Here is a 16,497-nt window from a genome sequence, read left to right on the forward strand (position 1 = left end):
TTATGATTTCTTTTTAGCCACTAAAGCATATACCATCGGGATCTTATTATCTAAATGATCTATTCTATACTTGTTAGGTTCAAATTCTATGGTTTTGTTGAAGCAGTTATAAGGTGAATAATCATATTCTTTAAAGGTGCTTATTTCTAGACCATTTTTAATTAAGCTATTGAATACTTCTCCTAAACCGTGATTCCACATAACATATTCTTGCGATATCTTAGCGTCTTTATCTGCATAAGTCCCATTTTCAGATTCTATAATTGCACCAGAATTAAAGTAGCTATAAGCAATTTTTTCAAAGTTATCGTCAAACATCCACACAACGGGATGAAACTCTACAAATACAAACTGACCGTTAGGCTTTAGGTATTTAGAAACAATCTCTGCCCATTTATCTAAATCGGGTAACCAACCAATAGTTCCATAACTAGTAAAAACAATATCAAATTTTTGATCTAAATAATTAGGTAAATCATAAATATCGCAGCAAATAAAAGTAGTGTTTGAACTTTCTTTTTTAGCGATTTGTTTGGCGTTTTCTATAGCTTTATCAGATAGGTCTACACCAGTAACCTCGGCTCCAAGTCTGCTTAAAGAAATCGTATCTTGCCCAAAATGACATTGTAAGTGTAAAACTGTTTTTTCTTTTATATCTCCAAGTAATTCTAATTCAATAGGATTTAATGAAGTTTTTCCCTTTAAAAAATTATCTAAGTCATAAAATTCAGACTTTAAATGTGTATCTGTTCTGTTATTCCAAGACTGTCGATTAATTTCTATATAATTTTTTTCCTTATTCATTTTATGATGTTTTATTTGACATTCAAGGGTAAATAACCATGTTCAACTAATTTTTCTTTATTATCTATCAATTTTAAATTCCTGTCTTTACATAAGTATATCGTATCTGCAATGTCTAAAACGTCATTGTAAAAATGATCTGTTAAAATAAGTATTTTTTCTTTTTTAATTTTAAGAATTATTGTTTTTAGTTTTTCAATATAAAGTGGAGATAAACCAGAGAAAGGTTCGTCTAGCAATATGATTTTCACTTTAATGTATAGGATTAAATAAGTTTCAATTAGCCTTAATTCTCCTCCAGAAATTTCATCTTTCTTATTTTTCAATAAAGGCTTAAATGAAGGAAACTCTTTGATAAAACCCTCCCAAGAAACATCATAAAGATAAAATGCTTGTTTTAAGTTAAGATGTTTAGGCAAGTATGAAAATTGGGGTAAATACGCCACTAAACCCGTTTTATACAATTTTTTTGTAACAGGTTTTTCGTCCAGACGTATCAATTTATATTTGGGAGAAACCGTACCGTAAATAATAGAAAGCAAACTCGTTTTACCACTTCCGTTTCTGCCAAGTATTCCCGTAAGCTTACCTGTTTCAGCTTGCAAATAAATTCCGTCAAGGATAATTCTCCCATCATAACTAAGCTCTATATTATCTACTTTTAATATCATAATAACGCTTTCGCGGAATAAAATCCGTAAAGAATGCAACTATCCAAAACTAAGGAAAAGACTATTAACACCCGTTTACTTAAACCAATTTGATGGTAAAAATGAAAATAGGAAGTGTTTCTACTTAAATGCTTTCTAAAGATAAATAAAATGAGTAGAAATACTTTTGATGGCAAAGCAAGCTTAAACTCTACCCCAGACAAGGTAAGAGCTAAATTGATGAGAAGTGAAAACCATAAAAATTGCCTATAAAAAGAAAGAAGTAATAGTATTTTTCTTGTCATAAGGTCTAAAGTACAAAAAACTGAGTGAATTAAAGTTTCCTATAAAAATCACTAAAATTATCGTAAATTTGTAGCATTACGATGAACAATATGATAGAGAAATTAAATATAGTAAAACAAAGGTTTGATGAGGTAAATGATTTAATCATTCAACCAGATATCATCAAAGACCAAAAAAGATATGTTGAGCTTACAAAAGAATACAAAGATCTTAAAGCTTTAATGGCCGAAAGAGAAATCTACGTAGAGCTTACCGAAAATATAGCTGAAGCAGAAGAGATTATTGCCGATGGTAGCGATGCCGAAATGGTAGACATGGCCAAAATGCAATTAGAAGAAGCTAAAGATGGATTGCCGGCGTTAGAAGAAAAAATTAGGATGATGCTTGTTCCTAAAGATCCAGAAGATGCTAAAAATGCAGTGGTAGAAGTACGTGCAGGAACAGGTGGCGATGAAGCGAGTATTTTTGCAGGAGACATTTTTAAAATGCTTACCAAATATTGCGAAAGCAAAGGGTGGAGTGTTAGTACTGTAGATTTTAGCGAAGGTACCAATGGTGGTTTTAAAGAAATACAGTTTGAGGTTTCTGGAGAAGATGTTTACGGAACTCTCAAATATGAAGCAGGAGTACACCGAGTACAACGTGTACCACAAACCGAAACGCAAGGTCGTGTACACACGAGTGCTGCGACGGTAATGGTTTTTCCTGAAGCAGAAGAATTTGATGTTCAAATAGAAGCTAAAGATGTAAGAATAGATTATTTCTGTTCTTCAGGTCCAGGAGGACAATCGGTGAATACTACCTATTCTGCAGTTCGTTTAACACACGAGCCAACAGGATTGGTTGCACAATGTCAAGATCAAAAATCTCAACATAAAAACAAGGAGAAAGCATTTAAAGTATTACGTTCTCGTTTGTATGATCTAGAGTTAGCCAAAAAGCAAGAAGAAGATGCTGCAAAACGTGGCTCTATGGTAACGAGTGGAGATCGTAGTGCTAAAATTAGAACTTACAATTACTCGCAAGGTCGAGTAACCGATCATAGAATTAACTTAACCCTTTATGATTTGCAAAATATCATAAATGGGGATATTCAAAAAATAATTGATGAGCTACAATTAGTGGCCAATACAGAAAAACTAAAAGAATCTTCGGATGCTTTTTAATAACACCGCCCGCTTTTGCGGGCTTTTTATTACAACCCTATGACTACCCAAGAACTTGTAAAGCAAATTCACACAAAGAAATCATTTTTATGTATAGGCTTAGATGTTGATCTAGAAAAGGTGCCAGCACATTTATTACAAGAAGAAGATCCTATTTTTGCATTTAATAAAGCCATTATAGATGCGACTCATCATTTGGCAGTTGCCTATAAGCCCAATACTGCTTTTTATGAAGCTTATGGGTTAGAAGGGTGGGAATCCTTAGAGAAAACGATAAAGTACCTTAACGAAAACTATCCTGAAATCTACACGATTGCCGATGCAAAACGTGGTGATATAGGTAACACCTCAACACGCTATGCTAAAACTTTTTTTAGTCATTTAAATTTCGACTCTATCACGGTGGCGCCTTATATGGGAGAAGATTCTGTGGTTCCTTTCTTAGAATTTGAAAATAAGCAGACTATTTTATTAGCTTTAACTTCAAATCGGGGAGCCTTTGATTTTCAGACCCAAAAAGTAGAGGGAGAAGAAGTGTATAAAAAAGTAATACAAACTTCTCAAACTTGGAAAAACCACCATAATCTCATGTATGTGGTTGGAGCTACTAAAGCTGAATATTTTAAAGAGATTAGAAATATAGCACCTAAAAACTTTCTCTTAGTTCCTGGAGTTGGCGCACAAGGCGGAAGTTTAAAAGAGGTTTGTAAATATGGTTTAAATGAGGACGTTGGTTTGTTGATCAATTCTTCAAGGGGAATTATTTACGCTTCCGCGGAAGCTAATTTTGCAGAGGCGGCAGCTTTAAAAGCTCAAGAACTTCAAACGGAAATGAAAGAGATACTCGACAAAATATAAGTAATAACATTTTAGTGAATTTTAAAGATCAATTAGGTAGAAGTATTACATTAAAAAAAATTCCGCAGCGAATTATTTCTCTAGTCCCTAGTCAAACGGAATTGTTAGTAGACTTAGGATTGGAAGACAATATCGTTGGAATTACCAAATTTTGTGTACATCCAAGCCGATTAAGAAATGAAATAGAAATTGTGGGTGGAACAAAATCGGTTCATCTAGAAAAAATTAAAGCCGCTCAGCCAGATATTATTTTGTGTAATAAAGAAGAGAACACAAAAGAAATGGTAAAAGAATTAGAGAAAGTAGCTCCAGTCCACGTTTCAGATATTCAAAATTTGGCCGAAAGTTATGAGTTAATTCTGCAGTATGGAAATATGTTTCAAGTTTCAAAAAATGCTCATAGTTTAGTAAAATCTATTCAAGAAGAACATCAAAAGTTTCAGCAGAGTATTTCTAATAAATCAGTAAAAAAAGTAGCATATTTTATTTGGAAAAACCCTTATATGGTAGCAGGAGGAGAGACTTTTATAAACTATTTACTGAAAGAAAATAAATTTAAAAATGTTTTTGAAGAAGTTCCTCGTTACCCAGAAGTAGACTTGAAGAATTTACCAGATTTAGATTATGTTTTATTGTCTTCAGAACCTTTTCCGTTTAACGAAAAACATAGTAAGGATTTTGAAAAATTTTTACCTAAGGAAAAAATTAAGTTTGTAGATGGAGAATTCTTTAGTTGGTATGGCTCACGTTTAGAAAAAGCCTTTTCTTACTTTCAAAAATGGCACGATATAGAAAACTAGGCATTGTTAGGAGGTAATAAATCTCTAGGATCTTTTCTTACTTTTAAAGGAATATCTTCTTCATTTCCGTAAAGTTTAAGTTCGGTAATATCTGCAGGTAAATTAAAGCCTGTATCACTAAGAGCTTCTTTTACGTTTTTAATAATTATCCCTCTTAAAATTCTTGAAGACACCCGATAATCTACCGTATTTACCCAGAAAAATACTTTGAGATTAACTGTACTGGCAGCGAGTTCGGTTTCGACTACAAAATTTTCGTGATTAATGTCATTCTGAATTACATCGGGGTGCGATTGAATGACTTCTAAAATAAGCCGTTTAGCCGATTCAATATTATCTTCATATCCTATCCCGACAATAAATTCATTTCTATAGAAACCATCTGCAGTATAATTTTCTACAGGTTTGGTAAGCACATCACTATTCGGAATATAAATATCTCTACCGTCTGAAGTTTTTATGTGAGTATAGCGAAAGTTTAATGCTTTAACTTTTCCAAAAATGTCACTTATTTGTATTGTATCATTCACATTGAAGGGTCTATTGAAAGCTAGTATAATTCCGGCAAGAAAGTTTTTTCCAATATCCTGAAAAGCAAACCCCAATATAATAGCAGCTCCACCTGCAGCGGTTAGGATACCAGTTGCAATGTTGCTAAGCCCTGCAGCTTCTAAAGCCAGCATGATAGTAATGATGATAAGGATGGTTTTTACAGCTTGTGCTAAAAACCTGGCCATTAATGCATCATTGGCTTTTTTTAAAAATTTATTCCGATAGAAATTAGTGATTAATTGAGCAATTAACACGCCCACAACCACGATAAAAATACCGAGTGCTATTCTAGGAATGACCTCAATGATATAATCATAATAATTACTCAGTGATTCTTGGATCTTCCCTGAAATAGATATATTCATAAATAAATAATGTAAAAGAGGTAACTGTAATTAATGTAAACGATTAAGCTCTAGTTTTCTAATCTCAATTAAAACAACTCTTGCTTTCTCATTGAGTTTATCACTTTTACGTTTATTTTTGGGAGCAATTTGATAAGCACGTTTCATAAGCTCACAATATTTTTCTTTTAAACGCTCCTTTTTGGTTTTCTTTTTTATCCAATCTAGCATCTTCATCATTGTGTTTTTACAAAGATAAGAGTAGACAATGCTTAGAAAGTATTAAAGATAGTTAATAGTGTTTTAAAAGTTGAGGCGTATAGTGAAGTTTTGCTTAATTAATTAACAAAAAAAAGCCGCAAGTTTCCTAGCGGCCTAACTTAACCCAAATAATATGAGACACCCTAAATCTCATGACAAAGATGACATTCTTTTAAAATTTAGGTGTTACCTTAATATGATGCTAAGGTTATTTGTTATCTTGTAGAGCAAACACCTTTCTTAAAAGATCTGTGGTTCTCGAAGAATAATTATTTCTAATTTCTTTTTCTTCTTCAGCAATCATAGTAAACACTCCGCTTAAAGCTTGTGTGGTGACATAGTCTGTAAGATCTGGATTTACATTTTGCGTAAGAGGAAGAGCGTTGTACTTGTTAATTAAATTGCTCCAAATTTGATCAGCTTCAACTTTAGCAAAGGAGTTTTTGATTACGGGATTAAATTTGTTGTACAAACTATTAGTTGTCTTATCTTCTAAGTAGCTTGTTGCAGCTTTATCATCTCCTAATAAAATATTTTTTGCGTCTGTAAACGTCATCTCCTTTACTGCAGAGACAAAAATAGGTGTAGCTTCTTTTACAGCATCTTCAGCAGCTCTATTAAGTGCTTTAATTCCTTCATCGGCAAGACTACCAAGACCAAAATCTCTTAATCCTTTTTCCACTTTTTGAAGTTCCTCAGGAAGTAGAATTTTTACAGCGGCGTTACCATAAAAACCATTTTCTTGTGTTAATTTTTGTACTTGGTCATCAATTCCTTTGTTAAGTGCTTGTTTCAATCCGTTTGCAATATCTTGCTCAGTCAGTCCATATCCTTGCTGAGGTAGGTTGTCGGCAATGGTTTGTAATTCGGCGCAGCTAAATGTGGCTAAAATTAAAAAGAATAACGAAGTCTTCTTCCAAAAATTATTCAATTGTAATGCTATCATCTTTTTCTAAGTTTTTATTATTAAAAGCGTTATAGTTAGAAGGATACCTAAAAGCCTTAAAGGTTTGATTTCCTGCTAATGGTATTTTATATTTCCAAACTAATGTTTTATTAATATCTATTTCATATATAAGACCACTTGTTCCTTGAGTAATAAGAGTATTTCCGTTCTCTAGTCTTCTAGCTCCAGAGACTCTTGGAGAATAAATGTCTGCATTTTGGTAGCTCCAAACTATACTCCCTAAAGAAGCATTAGCTGTAGGATAGCTTCCATCTGAGTTTTGAGGAATTTTAATTTCATCTACGGAAGACATCGTAGGTGAAAATGCATTATTGAAAACAAGAAAATTTCCGCCGTGATTTTGTTTGTTGCCTAGCCAAGTAACATCGTGCTGAGCGAATAGTGTTTGATTATTCTCATCACCACTTTTATATGCATAAGGATTTCCATACCTAAATAATAAATCTCCACCCTTATTGAAATTACCACCTGTATGTCCTTTAGCTTCTATTGTTGTCGTACTATGATCAATTACCCAAAATTCGTTGAATTTTCTTGAGCTAAGAATTATTTGATCAAATTCTTCAACATAATCAATACTATTAATATGATTAAAGTTAGCCTCTCCTAAGGTATGATTAATATTTACTAGTTCTGGATGATTTTCAATATTTCCAAAAAAAGATTTTTCATCATCATAATCTTGGATTAAATGATCCCATACCGTCCACTCCCATACAATTTCAGCTTCATTATTGCCTAGAATCTTAATCTCGATAACCTTGTCAGGCCACATTTCGTTCTCAGTAAGTAATGATGGGTCTCGACCCGCTTCAATAGCTTCATTTTTAGTCTTCTTTTCCCAAACACTTGCTAATATGTTTCCATTAGGCAAGAGAGCAATATCGTGGTGTAAAATTTTATGATCATCGCTATAAATCCATTGCCATACAAGATTACCTTCAAAATCAAACATTTCTATACCTCCCATACTACCACCTGAATTAAAATTTGAATTTTTTGTATCAAAAACTCTATATAAATTACCATTCTTATCTAAATAAGAAACTAGTCCTTTATGCTCTGAAACCCATTCTTTAACAGGGTGTCCTTCCATATTAATCAGAAAACTTTTATTTGAAACAGTGGGAGTGTATAATGTAAAGCCTGAAAGAAAATTATCTTCATCATAAATTGATATACTCTCACTCAAATTAACAGGAGTATCATCTATTGAAGAGTTTTTAATTTCATCATCATTCGAGCAAGAATAATTAATAAGCAATAATAATAGTATAAATTTCTTCATAATTTGTAAAACTTAAATTAAAATACTAAAGTAAAGTTTATTTGTTTTAAACAGAAATTTGAAGCGTAATTATAGAAATATAAAAAAAACCTATCACGATTAAATAATAATTTCCTTCAAGTCTTGTACTTTTATAGAAATCAAAAAGTTATATCATGAGTGAGAAAAAGAAATTAACAACAGCTTCGGGACGTCCTTACGTTGAAAATGAAGATTCTTTAACAGTAGGAAGAAGAGGACCAATACTATTAGAAGATTATGTGCTTCACGAAAAAATGGCGCATTTTAATAGAGAAAGAATACCAGAGAGGGTTGTACACGCGAAAGGATCGGGAGCTTTTGGTACTTTTACTGTTACTCATGATATTACAAAGTATACCAAAGCCAAAATGTTTTCTACCGTTGGTAAAAAAACTGATATGTTAGCACGTTTTTCAACCGTTGGAGGTGAAAAAGGTTCTGCGGATACTGAAAGGGATCCTAGGGGTTTTGCTTTAAAGTTTTATACAGAAGATGGAAACTGGGATCTAGTAGGAAACAACACTCCTGTATTCTTTGTGAAAGACCCTAAAAAGTTTAGTGATTTTATTCACACGCAAAAAAGACATCCATTTACTAATATGAAATCACCAACTATGATGTGGGATTTTTGGTCTTTAAACCCAGAGTCTTTACATCAAGTACTTATTTTAATGAGTGATCGAGGTACACCATTTGGATATAGACATATGAATGGATATGGTTCACATACCTATTCATTAATTAATGCAAATAATGAACGTCATTACGTGAAATTTCACTTTAAAACCGATCAAGGAATTAAGAATTTTAACGATGCTGAAGCCACAAAAATGAAAGGGGAGAACCCAGATTTTGCTCAGCAAGACTTAATAGAACATATCGAAAACGGAAATTACCCTAAATGGAATTTAAAAATACAGGTAATGACCGAAGAAGAGGCTAGAAATTATAAATGGAATCCTTTCGATTTATCTAAGGTTTGGCCACATGGAGACTTTCCTTTGATTGATGTTGGAGTTATGGAGCTTAATAAAAATGCAGATAATTATTTTGCGCAAATAGAACAATCTGCTTTTGCACCAGCGCATATTGTTGATGGTGTGGGGTATTCTCCAGATAAAATGTTACAGGGTAGATTACTCTCTTATCCCGATGCTCACCGTTACCGCCTGGGTGTAAATTATGAGCAGATACCTGTTAACCGTTGTCCATACGCAGTTAATAATTACGAAAGAGATGGATTTATGCGAGTAGATGGTAATCAAGGACGAGCTGAAAATTATTTTCCAAATAGTTTTGACGACATAAAGGTAGATGAAGATTATAAATTAAAATCTCCAGAGGTGAATGACGCTTCCGCGGATTGGTATGATCGAAATTCTGCTGCAGCAAATGAAAATGACCACTATACGCAGCCAGGGAATTTATACCGAATCATGAGTGACCAAGCTAAAACCAACTTAATAAATAATACGGTAGGAGCTATGAGTGGGATTGAAGGTCCTAAAAAAGAGGAAATCACTAAAAGACAACTAGCACATTGGTATAAAGCAGATGAAGAATTGGGAAGACGAATAGCTGAAGGCTTAGGTGTAAATATGTAAAAGCTACCACAACAAAATAAAAAAAGCTCTGCAATCGCAGAGCTTTTTGTTGTTAAGACAATAAAACAAATTGTAATATATATGAATACCCCTATAAATATATAAATCAAATATATGAGCCTTTTTCGCTTAGTACAATACCCAATAAAAGGTATATTTTTAAATGTGGGAATAAAAAAAGGCAACAATTTAATCAATTAAGAAAAAATCATTGCCAAAACAAACGTAAGTTGTTTAAAATTCAAATTATCTACCCCCTATAAGATAATATTGATATGGTAAAGATACAGATTATTAGAGATTTGCATATACCCAGTATTGGGTATATTCTAACTTTTCGATTAAAGGTGGGTTTGTGCGATTTGTTACAAATCATTAATTCTTAATCGCTTCTCTTAAGTCAGCGTTTTTTAGTAAATTTACGCTCCAAAAATTCAGAATAAATCCATGGAAGAACAAGCACCATATAAACCAAAACATAAAGTAAGAATTGTAACTGCAGCCTCATTATTTGATGGGCACGATGCCGCTATTAATATTATGCGTCGTATCATTCAATCAACAGGGGTAGAAGTGATACACTTAGGGCACGATAGAAGTGTAGAAGAAGTTGTAAATACAGCTATACAAGAAGATGCCAATGCAATTGCAATGACTTCTTATCAAGGTGGTCATACCGAGTATTTTAAATATATGTATGATCTTTTAAAAGAAAAAGGAGCAGAGCACATCAAAATTTTTGGTGGTGGTGGAGGTGTAATTCTTCCAGAAGAAATAAAAGAATTGCAAGAGTACGGAATCACGAGAATTTATGCTCCAGATGATGGTAGAGAACTTGGTTTGCAAGGAATGATTAATGATTTGGTGAAACAATCAGATTATGCAATTGGAGATAAGCTAAATGAAGAAGTAGATAATTTAGCTTCAAAGAATGATAAATCTATAGCAAGAGTTATTTCTTCAGCAGAAAACTTTCCAGAGATTGCAAAATCTGCTTTAGATCAAATTCACGAGAAAAATAAAAATATAAAAACTCCAGTTTTAGGTATTACCGGAACTGGTGGAGCAGGAAAATCTTCTTTAGTAGATGAATTAGTACGTCGCTTCTTAGTAGATTTTGAAGATAAAACCATTGGTATTGTATCTGTAGATCCTTCTAAAAGAAAAACAGGAGGAGCTTTATTGGGAGACCGTATTCGTATGAATGCAATTAACTCACCACGAGTTTATATGCGCTCTTTAGCCACACGTCAATCTAATTTAGCGCTTTCAAAATATGTGCAAGAAGCAGTTGAGGTTCTAAAAGCAGCAGAATACGATTTAATAATTTTAGAAACTTCAGGTATTGGGCAAAGCGATACCGAAATTTTAGATCATTCAGATGTTTCTCTATATGTGATGACACCAGAGTTTGGAGCTGCAACACAGTTAGAGAAAATCGATATGTTAGATTTTGCTGATATCGTTGCTATCAATAAATTTGACAAACGTGGTGCTTTAGATGCGTTACGTGACGTTAAAAAGCAATACCAGCGTAATCACGGGTTGTGGCACGAAGACCCAAAAACGCTTCCAGTATACGGGACAATTGCTTCTCAGTTCAATGATCCTGGGATGAATACCTTGTATAAAAAAATAATGGATACGCTTTCAGAAAAAACGGAAACTCCATTAAAAAGTGATTACCATATTTCAGATGAAATGTCTGAAAAAATATATGTAATTCCACCAGCAAGAGTACGCTACCTTTCAGAAATCGCTGAAAATAATCGCGGTTATGATGATAAAGTAGAATCTCAAGTAGAAGTAGCACAAAAGCTTTACGGAATTTATAAAACCATAGAATCTGTTACTGGTACTAAAATTCAGTTAACAAAAAATGGATTAGATGAAGAAGCTTTAAACGAAAATACTTCCGAAGAGAATAAAGAGCTAGTTAACTTATTAAAAAAGGAATTTGATCGTGTAAAAATGGATTTTGATCCTTACAATTGGGAAGAAATTCTTAAGTGGGAAGATACCGTTAAAAAATATCGTGATCCTATTTACAGCTTTAAAGTTCGTGATAAAGAAATAAAAATAGAAACTCATACCGAGTCACTTTCGCACCTACAAATACCTAAAGTAGCCTTACCTAAATATAAAGCTTGGGGAGATCTCTTAAAGTGGATTTTACAAGAAAATGTACCGGGAGAATTCCCTTATACTGCAGGTTTATATCCTTTTAAACGCCAAGGAGAAGACCCTACAAGGATGTTTGCAGGAGAAGGCGGGCCAGAACGTACCAACCGTCGTTTTCACTATGTAAGTTTAGGCTTGCCTGCAAAACGTTTATCTACTGCTTTTGATTCTGTTACTCTTTACGGAAATGATCCAGATCACCGACCAGATATTTATGGTAAGATTGGTAATGCAGGAGTATCTATTTGTTGTTTAGATGATGCTAAAAAACTATACTCTGGGTTCGATTTAGCTCACGCTTTGACATCTGTAAGTATGACTATTAATGGGCCAGCACCAATGTTGCTTGGTTTCTTTATGAATGCTGCTATCGATCAACAATGTGAGAAGTATATTAAAGAGAACGATTTAGAACAAGAAGTAGAAGATAAAATTAAAGCCATTTATAAAAAAAGTGGTTTAGAGCGTCCAACATACCGCGGAGAATTGCCAGAAGGTAATAATGGGTTAGGACTTATGTTATTAGGAGTTACTGGTGATCTAGTACTTCCAGATGATGTATATCAAAAGATTAAGTATGATACGTTAGCTGTGGTTCGTGGAACTGTACAAGCAGATATTTTAAAAGAAGATCAAGCTCAAAATACCTGTATTTTCTCTACAGAATTCGCTTTGCGTCTTATGGGAGATGTTCAAGAATATTTTATTGAGAATAAGGTTCGTAATTTCTATTCGGTATCAATCTCTGGCTACCACATTGCAGAAGCTGGAGCTAATCCAATTACTCAATTGGCGTTAACCTTAGCAAATGGTTTCACTTACGTGGAATATTACTTGAGTAGAGGAATGGATATTAATAAATTTGGACCTAACCTTTCTTTCTTTTTCTCTAACGGAATTGATCCAGAATATGCTGTGATTGGACGTGTATCTAGAAAAATATGGTCTAAAGCTTTAAAACATAAGTATGGAGCTAACGCTCGTGCTCAAATGTTGAAATACCACATCCAAACTTCGGGAAGATCACTTCACGCACAAGAAATAGATTTTAACGATATTCGTACTACGCTTCAAGCTCTGTACGCAATTTATGATAACTGTAATTCGTTGCATACCAATGCTTACGATGAGGCAATTACCACACCTACAGAAGAATCTGTAAGACGTGCAATGGCTATTCAGTTAATCATCAATAAAGAATTAGGTTTAGCGAAAAACGAAAATCCTATCCAAGGTTCATTTATCATTGAAGAATTAACCGATTTAGTTGAAGAAGCGGTCTTAGCAGAATTTGATAGAATTACAGAACGAGGAGGAGTTCTTGGAGCAATGGAAACCATGTACCAGCGTTCGAAAATACAAGAAGAAAGTTTATATTATGAAACTTTAAAACACAATGGTGATTTCCCTATCATTGGCGTGAATACTTTCTTGAGCAGTAAAGGTTCTCCTACCGTAACACCAGGAGAGGTGATTAGAGCTACAGAAGAAGAAAAGCAGTTTCAAATCACTACCTTGAAGAAATTACATAAAACCTATGAAGATAGTGCGCAAGAAGCTTTAGATAAAGTACAGAATGCTGCTATCCACAATAAGAATATATTCGAAGAACTAATGGAGGCAACCAAAGTTTGTTCACTTGGGCAAATCACCGAATCCTTATTTGAAGTTGGTGGACAGTATCGAAGAAATATGTAATTTCTTTATTTTATATAAAGATATTATTAAGAAAAACCCTGTTTAAGCAGGGTTTTTTCTATTTTAGAGGAGTTATAAAAATTCTGAAATGAAAAACCTCTATAAAATCACACCCAAAAATAGATGGCGTATTATTTTAGGCTTGTCGGTGGTGCTTCTTCTTATATTTCTTACCAGTCTGTTTGAAAATAAACAGCTTAAAGAAATTAATGAAAGTTTTGGATCGTTGTACAAAGACCGACTTATTCCTGCTTCAGAGATCTATCAAATCAATACTTATTTTACACAAAAAAGCTTTGTTTTAGAAGAGCTCAAAAATGTAAATGATAGTTTATCTTTTAATTTTTCGCCATTACTTTTAAAAAACAATAAAAAAATAGATTCCTTACTAAAAGCTTACGAAGAGACTTATTTTGTAAAAGAAGAAAAGTTAGCCTTTGTAAAGTTTAAAGAGAATTATGAAGATTATCAAAAAAAAGAGGTTCTTGTAACTCAAGGTATGAAAAATTGTGAGCTTTCTATTTCAGAAAAAAAAGATATAGGAGAAGCTTTAGTTTTTCTAAATAAAATTAATGTCAATTTAGCCGAACTTGTAGCTATTCAATCTTCTGTAGGGAAAGAACTTTTAGATGATTCTAAATTTAATTTTGGAAGCAGTACGCTGCTCTTTTATTTTAGGTTTGGTTTAACGTTATTAGTTACAGCTGGTATATTACTTTTAGTGAAAACCTCAGAAACTAATCAGCGAAAAAAAGATCCTCATATTAATACGATGAAAGTAATAAAAAATAAGAAAAATTTGTGAATAGACTCTTTCTAAAATTTTAATTTTACTGAAAATTTTTTACATGCGTTTTAATTTATACTTCACCAGCCTAGTTTTAATATTTAGCTTTCATTATGTTTCCGCACAGACGACTTTAGATAGTCAAGCTTTTCACGAAAAATTAAATAAAGAATTTAAAAATAAGAATTCTTCTCCCTTAAAAGAAAAAGATAGAAAAGATTTTAAAGGATTAGAAACCTTTGCAATTGATAGTAGTTACATTATTTCGGCTAATTTTAAAAGAACACCTTATGAGAAACCCTTTTTAATGCCCACAACAACAGACATGCAAAGTATTTTTGTAAAATATGGAGAAGTAAGTTTCGTTTTGGAAGGTGAAAAGGTGGTGTTAGAGGTTTATCAAAATCAACGCTTAAAGATGCAAAATGAGTTTAAAGATTATTTGTTTATACCTTTTTATGATCTTACCAATGGAGTTTCTACGTATGGAGGAGGCAGGTATTTAGATACTCAAATTCCTAAGGGAAATAGGATGATAATAGATTTTAATCAAGCCTATAATCCTTACTGTGCTTATAATGAAAAGTATTCTTGTCCCATACCACCAGAAATAAATTTTATTGATCTTGAAATAAATGCTGGAGTTAAAAAATTTAATAAAATCTACTAAATAGTTTTAGTAAGCCACATCCCTAAAAATACGGCTGCAAAACCTACGATGATACTTGCAGTAGCATAAAGACCAAAACTTAAAAAATCATTATTTTTCAACAAAATATGGCTTTCATAAGCAAAGGTTGAAAATGTAGTAAAACCTCCACAGAAACCTGTAGCTAATAATAGCATTGTATTTTGGGAAATGGTATTGGTTTTATAGAAATATCCTAAAATAATTCCGATAAGGAAACTCCCTAAAACATTCGCTAAAAAAGTACCATAAGGTAAACCTGTAGAAGGGCTATTTAGCCATTTTGAAAGTAAAAACCGAGCGACACTGCCTGTTCCCCCTCCTAAAAAGACAATTAGTAATTGCTTCATAATATTAGTCTACTGTTCTAGATTAGAGTTTTGTCTTGTAATTTTATCTGTAAATGAAGCCTCATTTTGCTGTTGTACGGGAATATACAATTCTGTTACCCAATCGGCTGGATTAGGGTATTTTGCTGGATCTGTAATATAAATCTCAAACGGTTCTGCATTAGGTGTTTTTTCTATGTTATGGTTTTTAATATAATCTTCGGCAACCATCCAAGTTTGAGCTAAATTATTATAATTACCTTTTAATGTGGTTTTTAATACTTGCTGAGAATTCATAAACCCACATAATATATTACTATCTAAAGGTGTTACTACTTTACTGTTAGTAGGAATTCCTGATGATATAATTACCGTATTATTTTGTTCGTCTACTTCTTTATAAACGGTCATAGGAGCGCCGCTAACCGTAATGTTATTACTCTCCATAAATTGAAGAACAGATGGAAGCATTTCCCCCATTTTCGCAGAAAGCATTTTACTGTTATTTTTTGATGCTGTAGTCGTGTACATATAGAAACCACCGCTATGTTGAGTAATTCCATCAACATTTATGTCGTAGGCTTTCATTTTGTTGGTAACAATGGTATCTATACTGGTTAATCCTTTATTTAAATAAGGCTTCCATATTTCAGTAGGTGTTTCTTTTTGCGTTAGACTGTAGGCTTTATCCCAAAAACTTTTGTTTGCTTTTACACCCCAAACTAATTTCGTTCTTCCGTTTTCAATTGGTTCGAAATTCCAATAAATATTACTCTTAGACTCACTTAACGGATTTTTAATAGTAACTTCTTGATGAATTTCTTTATTAGGAATTACGTCTGTAGTTATTATATTTCCATCTTCGGCAGTATCTCCTTGCCAAGAATAACCAGCGTCAACACCAGTAGTCTTTTGATTATAGGTAACCACCATATTAGGATCTTCTTTTCTCCAAGGACCCCAAACTTCCCAATTTTTGTAATTATTTACTTCTTTGAATAACAAAGAAGGTGGGGCATCTATGATTTTACTCTCTTCAATTTGATAATCTCCGTCTAAGGTCGCTATGTAAATTGAACCTCCAATAATAGCAATGAGAAAAAGTAAAAAGATATATTTAAAAATTTTCATAGATGGTTTGTTGGTTATATTTAGCTAATATAGTTATTTTACAAATTGTTAGGAATAACATA

At 32.9% G+C, this 16,497-nt stretch carries 15 protein-coding genes; 7 read left to right on the forward strand and 8 right to left on the reverse strand.

Annotated elements, in window-relative coordinates:
- Positions 1–804, reverse strand: a complete 804-nt coding sequence (locus LX95_RS09810; protein ID WP_111541275.1) for a class I SAM-dependent methyltransferase — start codon at positions 802–804, stop codon at positions 1–3.
- 11 nt (positions 805–815) lie between these two features.
- Positions 816–1,475 carry an ATP-binding cassette domain-containing protein gene (locus LX95_RS09815; RefSeq protein WP_111541276.1) on the reverse strand — a complete coding sequence of 220 codons (660 nt, stop codon included), beginning with the start codon at positions 1,473–1,475 and terminating at the stop codon, positions 816–818.
- A gap of 374 nt (positions 1,476–1,849) precedes the next feature.
- Here LX95_RS09815 and prfA point away from each other — a divergent pair, with 374 nt between their 5' ends.
- The 3 genes from prfA to LX95_RS09830 are packed head-to-tail and all read left to right on the forward strand — an operon-like array spanning position 1,850 to position 4,584.
- On the forward strand, positions 1,850–2,926 hold the full coding sequence (prfA, locus tag LX95_RS09820; RefSeq protein WP_111541445.1) for a peptide chain release factor 1: 1,077 nt from the start codon (positions 1,850–1,852) through the stop codon (positions 2,924–2,926).
- 39 nt (positions 2,927–2,965) lie between these two features.
- Positions 2,966–3,784 (forward strand): orotidine-5'-phosphate decarboxylase, encoded by an 819-nt coding sequence (gene pyrF / locus LX95_RS09825; RefSeq protein ID WP_111541277.1) that lies wholly within the window; start codon positions 2,966–2,968, stop codon positions 3,782–3,784.
- A 14-nt stretch (positions 3,785–3,798) separates the two neighbouring features.
- The gene (locus tag LX95_RS09830) at positions 3,799–4,584 is read left to right on the forward strand and encodes an ABC transporter substrate-binding protein (RefSeq protein WP_111541278.1); all 786 of its coding nucleotides are present in this window, start codon (positions 3,799–3,801) and stop codon (positions 4,582–4,584) included.
- Here the strand turns inward: LX95_RS09830 and LX95_RS09835 are convergent.
- From LX95_RS09835 to LX95_RS09850, 4 genes are all read right to left on the reverse strand, one after another.
- A complete protein-coding gene (locus tag LX95_RS09835) occupies positions 4,581–5,501 on the reverse strand; it encodes a mechanosensitive ion channel family protein (protein WP_111541279.1) in 921 nt (306 codons plus the stop codon). The two genes, LX95_RS09830 and LX95_RS09835, sit on opposite strands and share 4 nt — an antisense overlap.
- 30 nt (positions 5,502–5,531) lie before the next feature.
- Positions 5,532–5,711 carry a Lacal_2735 family protein gene (locus tag LX95_RS09840; RefSeq protein WP_111541446.1) on the reverse strand — a complete coding sequence of 60 codons (180 nt, stop codon included), beginning with the start codon at positions 5,709–5,711 and terminating at the stop codon, positions 5,532–5,534.
- Positions 5,712–5,949: 238 nt separating this feature from the next.
- Complete coding sequence (locus LX95_RS09845) at positions 5,950–6,687, reverse strand: DUF4197 domain-containing protein (protein ID WP_111541280.1); 738 nt, start codon at positions 6,685–6,687, stop codon at positions 5,950–5,952.
- Positions 6,665–7,996 (reverse strand): aryl-sulfate sulfotransferase, encoded by a 1,332-nt coding sequence (locus LX95_RS09850; RefSeq protein WP_111541281.1) that lies wholly within the window; start codon positions 7,994–7,996, stop codon positions 6,665–6,667. The genes LX95_RS09845 and LX95_RS09850 overlap by 23 nt, the downstream gene beginning before the upstream one ends.
- 155 nt (positions 7,997–8,151) lie before the next feature.
- Between LX95_RS09850 and LX95_RS09855 the strand changes: the two genes are divergently transcribed.
- From LX95_RS09855 to LX95_RS09870, 4 genes are all read left to right on the forward strand, one after another.
- Complete coding sequence (locus tag LX95_RS09855) at positions 8,152–9,621, forward strand: catalase (RefSeq protein WP_111541282.1); 1,470 nt, start codon at positions 8,152–8,154, stop codon at positions 9,619–9,621.
- 447 nt (positions 9,622–10,068) lie between these two features.
- Positions 10,069–13,500 carry a methylmalonyl-CoA mutase family protein gene (locus LX95_RS09860; RefSeq protein WP_111541283.1) on the forward strand — a complete coding sequence of 1,144 codons (3,432 nt, stop codon included), beginning with the start codon at positions 10,069–10,071 and terminating at the stop codon, positions 13,498–13,500.
- 88 nt (positions 13,501–13,588) lie between these two features.
- Positions 13,589–14,305: an MCP four helix bundle domain-containing protein gene (locus tag LX95_RS09865; RefSeq protein ID WP_111541284.1), complete on the forward strand. Its 717-nt coding sequence runs from the start codon at positions 13,589–13,591 to the stop codon at positions 14,303–14,305.
- A 43-nt stretch (positions 14,306–14,348) separates the two neighbouring features.
- Positions 14,349–14,957 carry a DUF1684 domain-containing protein gene (locus LX95_RS09870; protein ID WP_111541285.1) on the forward strand — a complete coding sequence of 203 codons (609 nt, stop codon included), beginning with the start codon at positions 14,349–14,351 and terminating at the stop codon, positions 14,955–14,957.
- Here the strand turns inward: LX95_RS09870 and crcB are convergent.
- Both crcB and LX95_RS09880 read right to left on the reverse strand, forming a co-directional pair.
- Entirely contained in the window at positions 14,954–15,325 is a 372-nt protein-coding gene (gene crcB / locus LX95_RS09875) for a fluoride efflux transporter CrcB (protein ID WP_111541286.1), read from the reverse strand. The genes LX95_RS09870 and crcB overlap by 4 nt on opposite strands.
- A gap of 9 nt (positions 15,326–15,334) precedes the next feature.
- Entirely contained in the window at positions 15,335–16,435 is a 1,101-nt protein-coding gene (locus LX95_RS09880; protein ID WP_211307655.1) for an SRPBCC family protein, read from the reverse strand.
- Positions 16,436–16,497: the final 62 nt, after the last annotated feature.

The sequence above is a fragment of the Mesonia algae genome, assembly GCF_003253545.1.
Lineage (GTDB): Bacteria > Bacteroidota > Bacteroidia > Flavobacteriales > Flavobacteriaceae > Mesonia > Mesonia algae.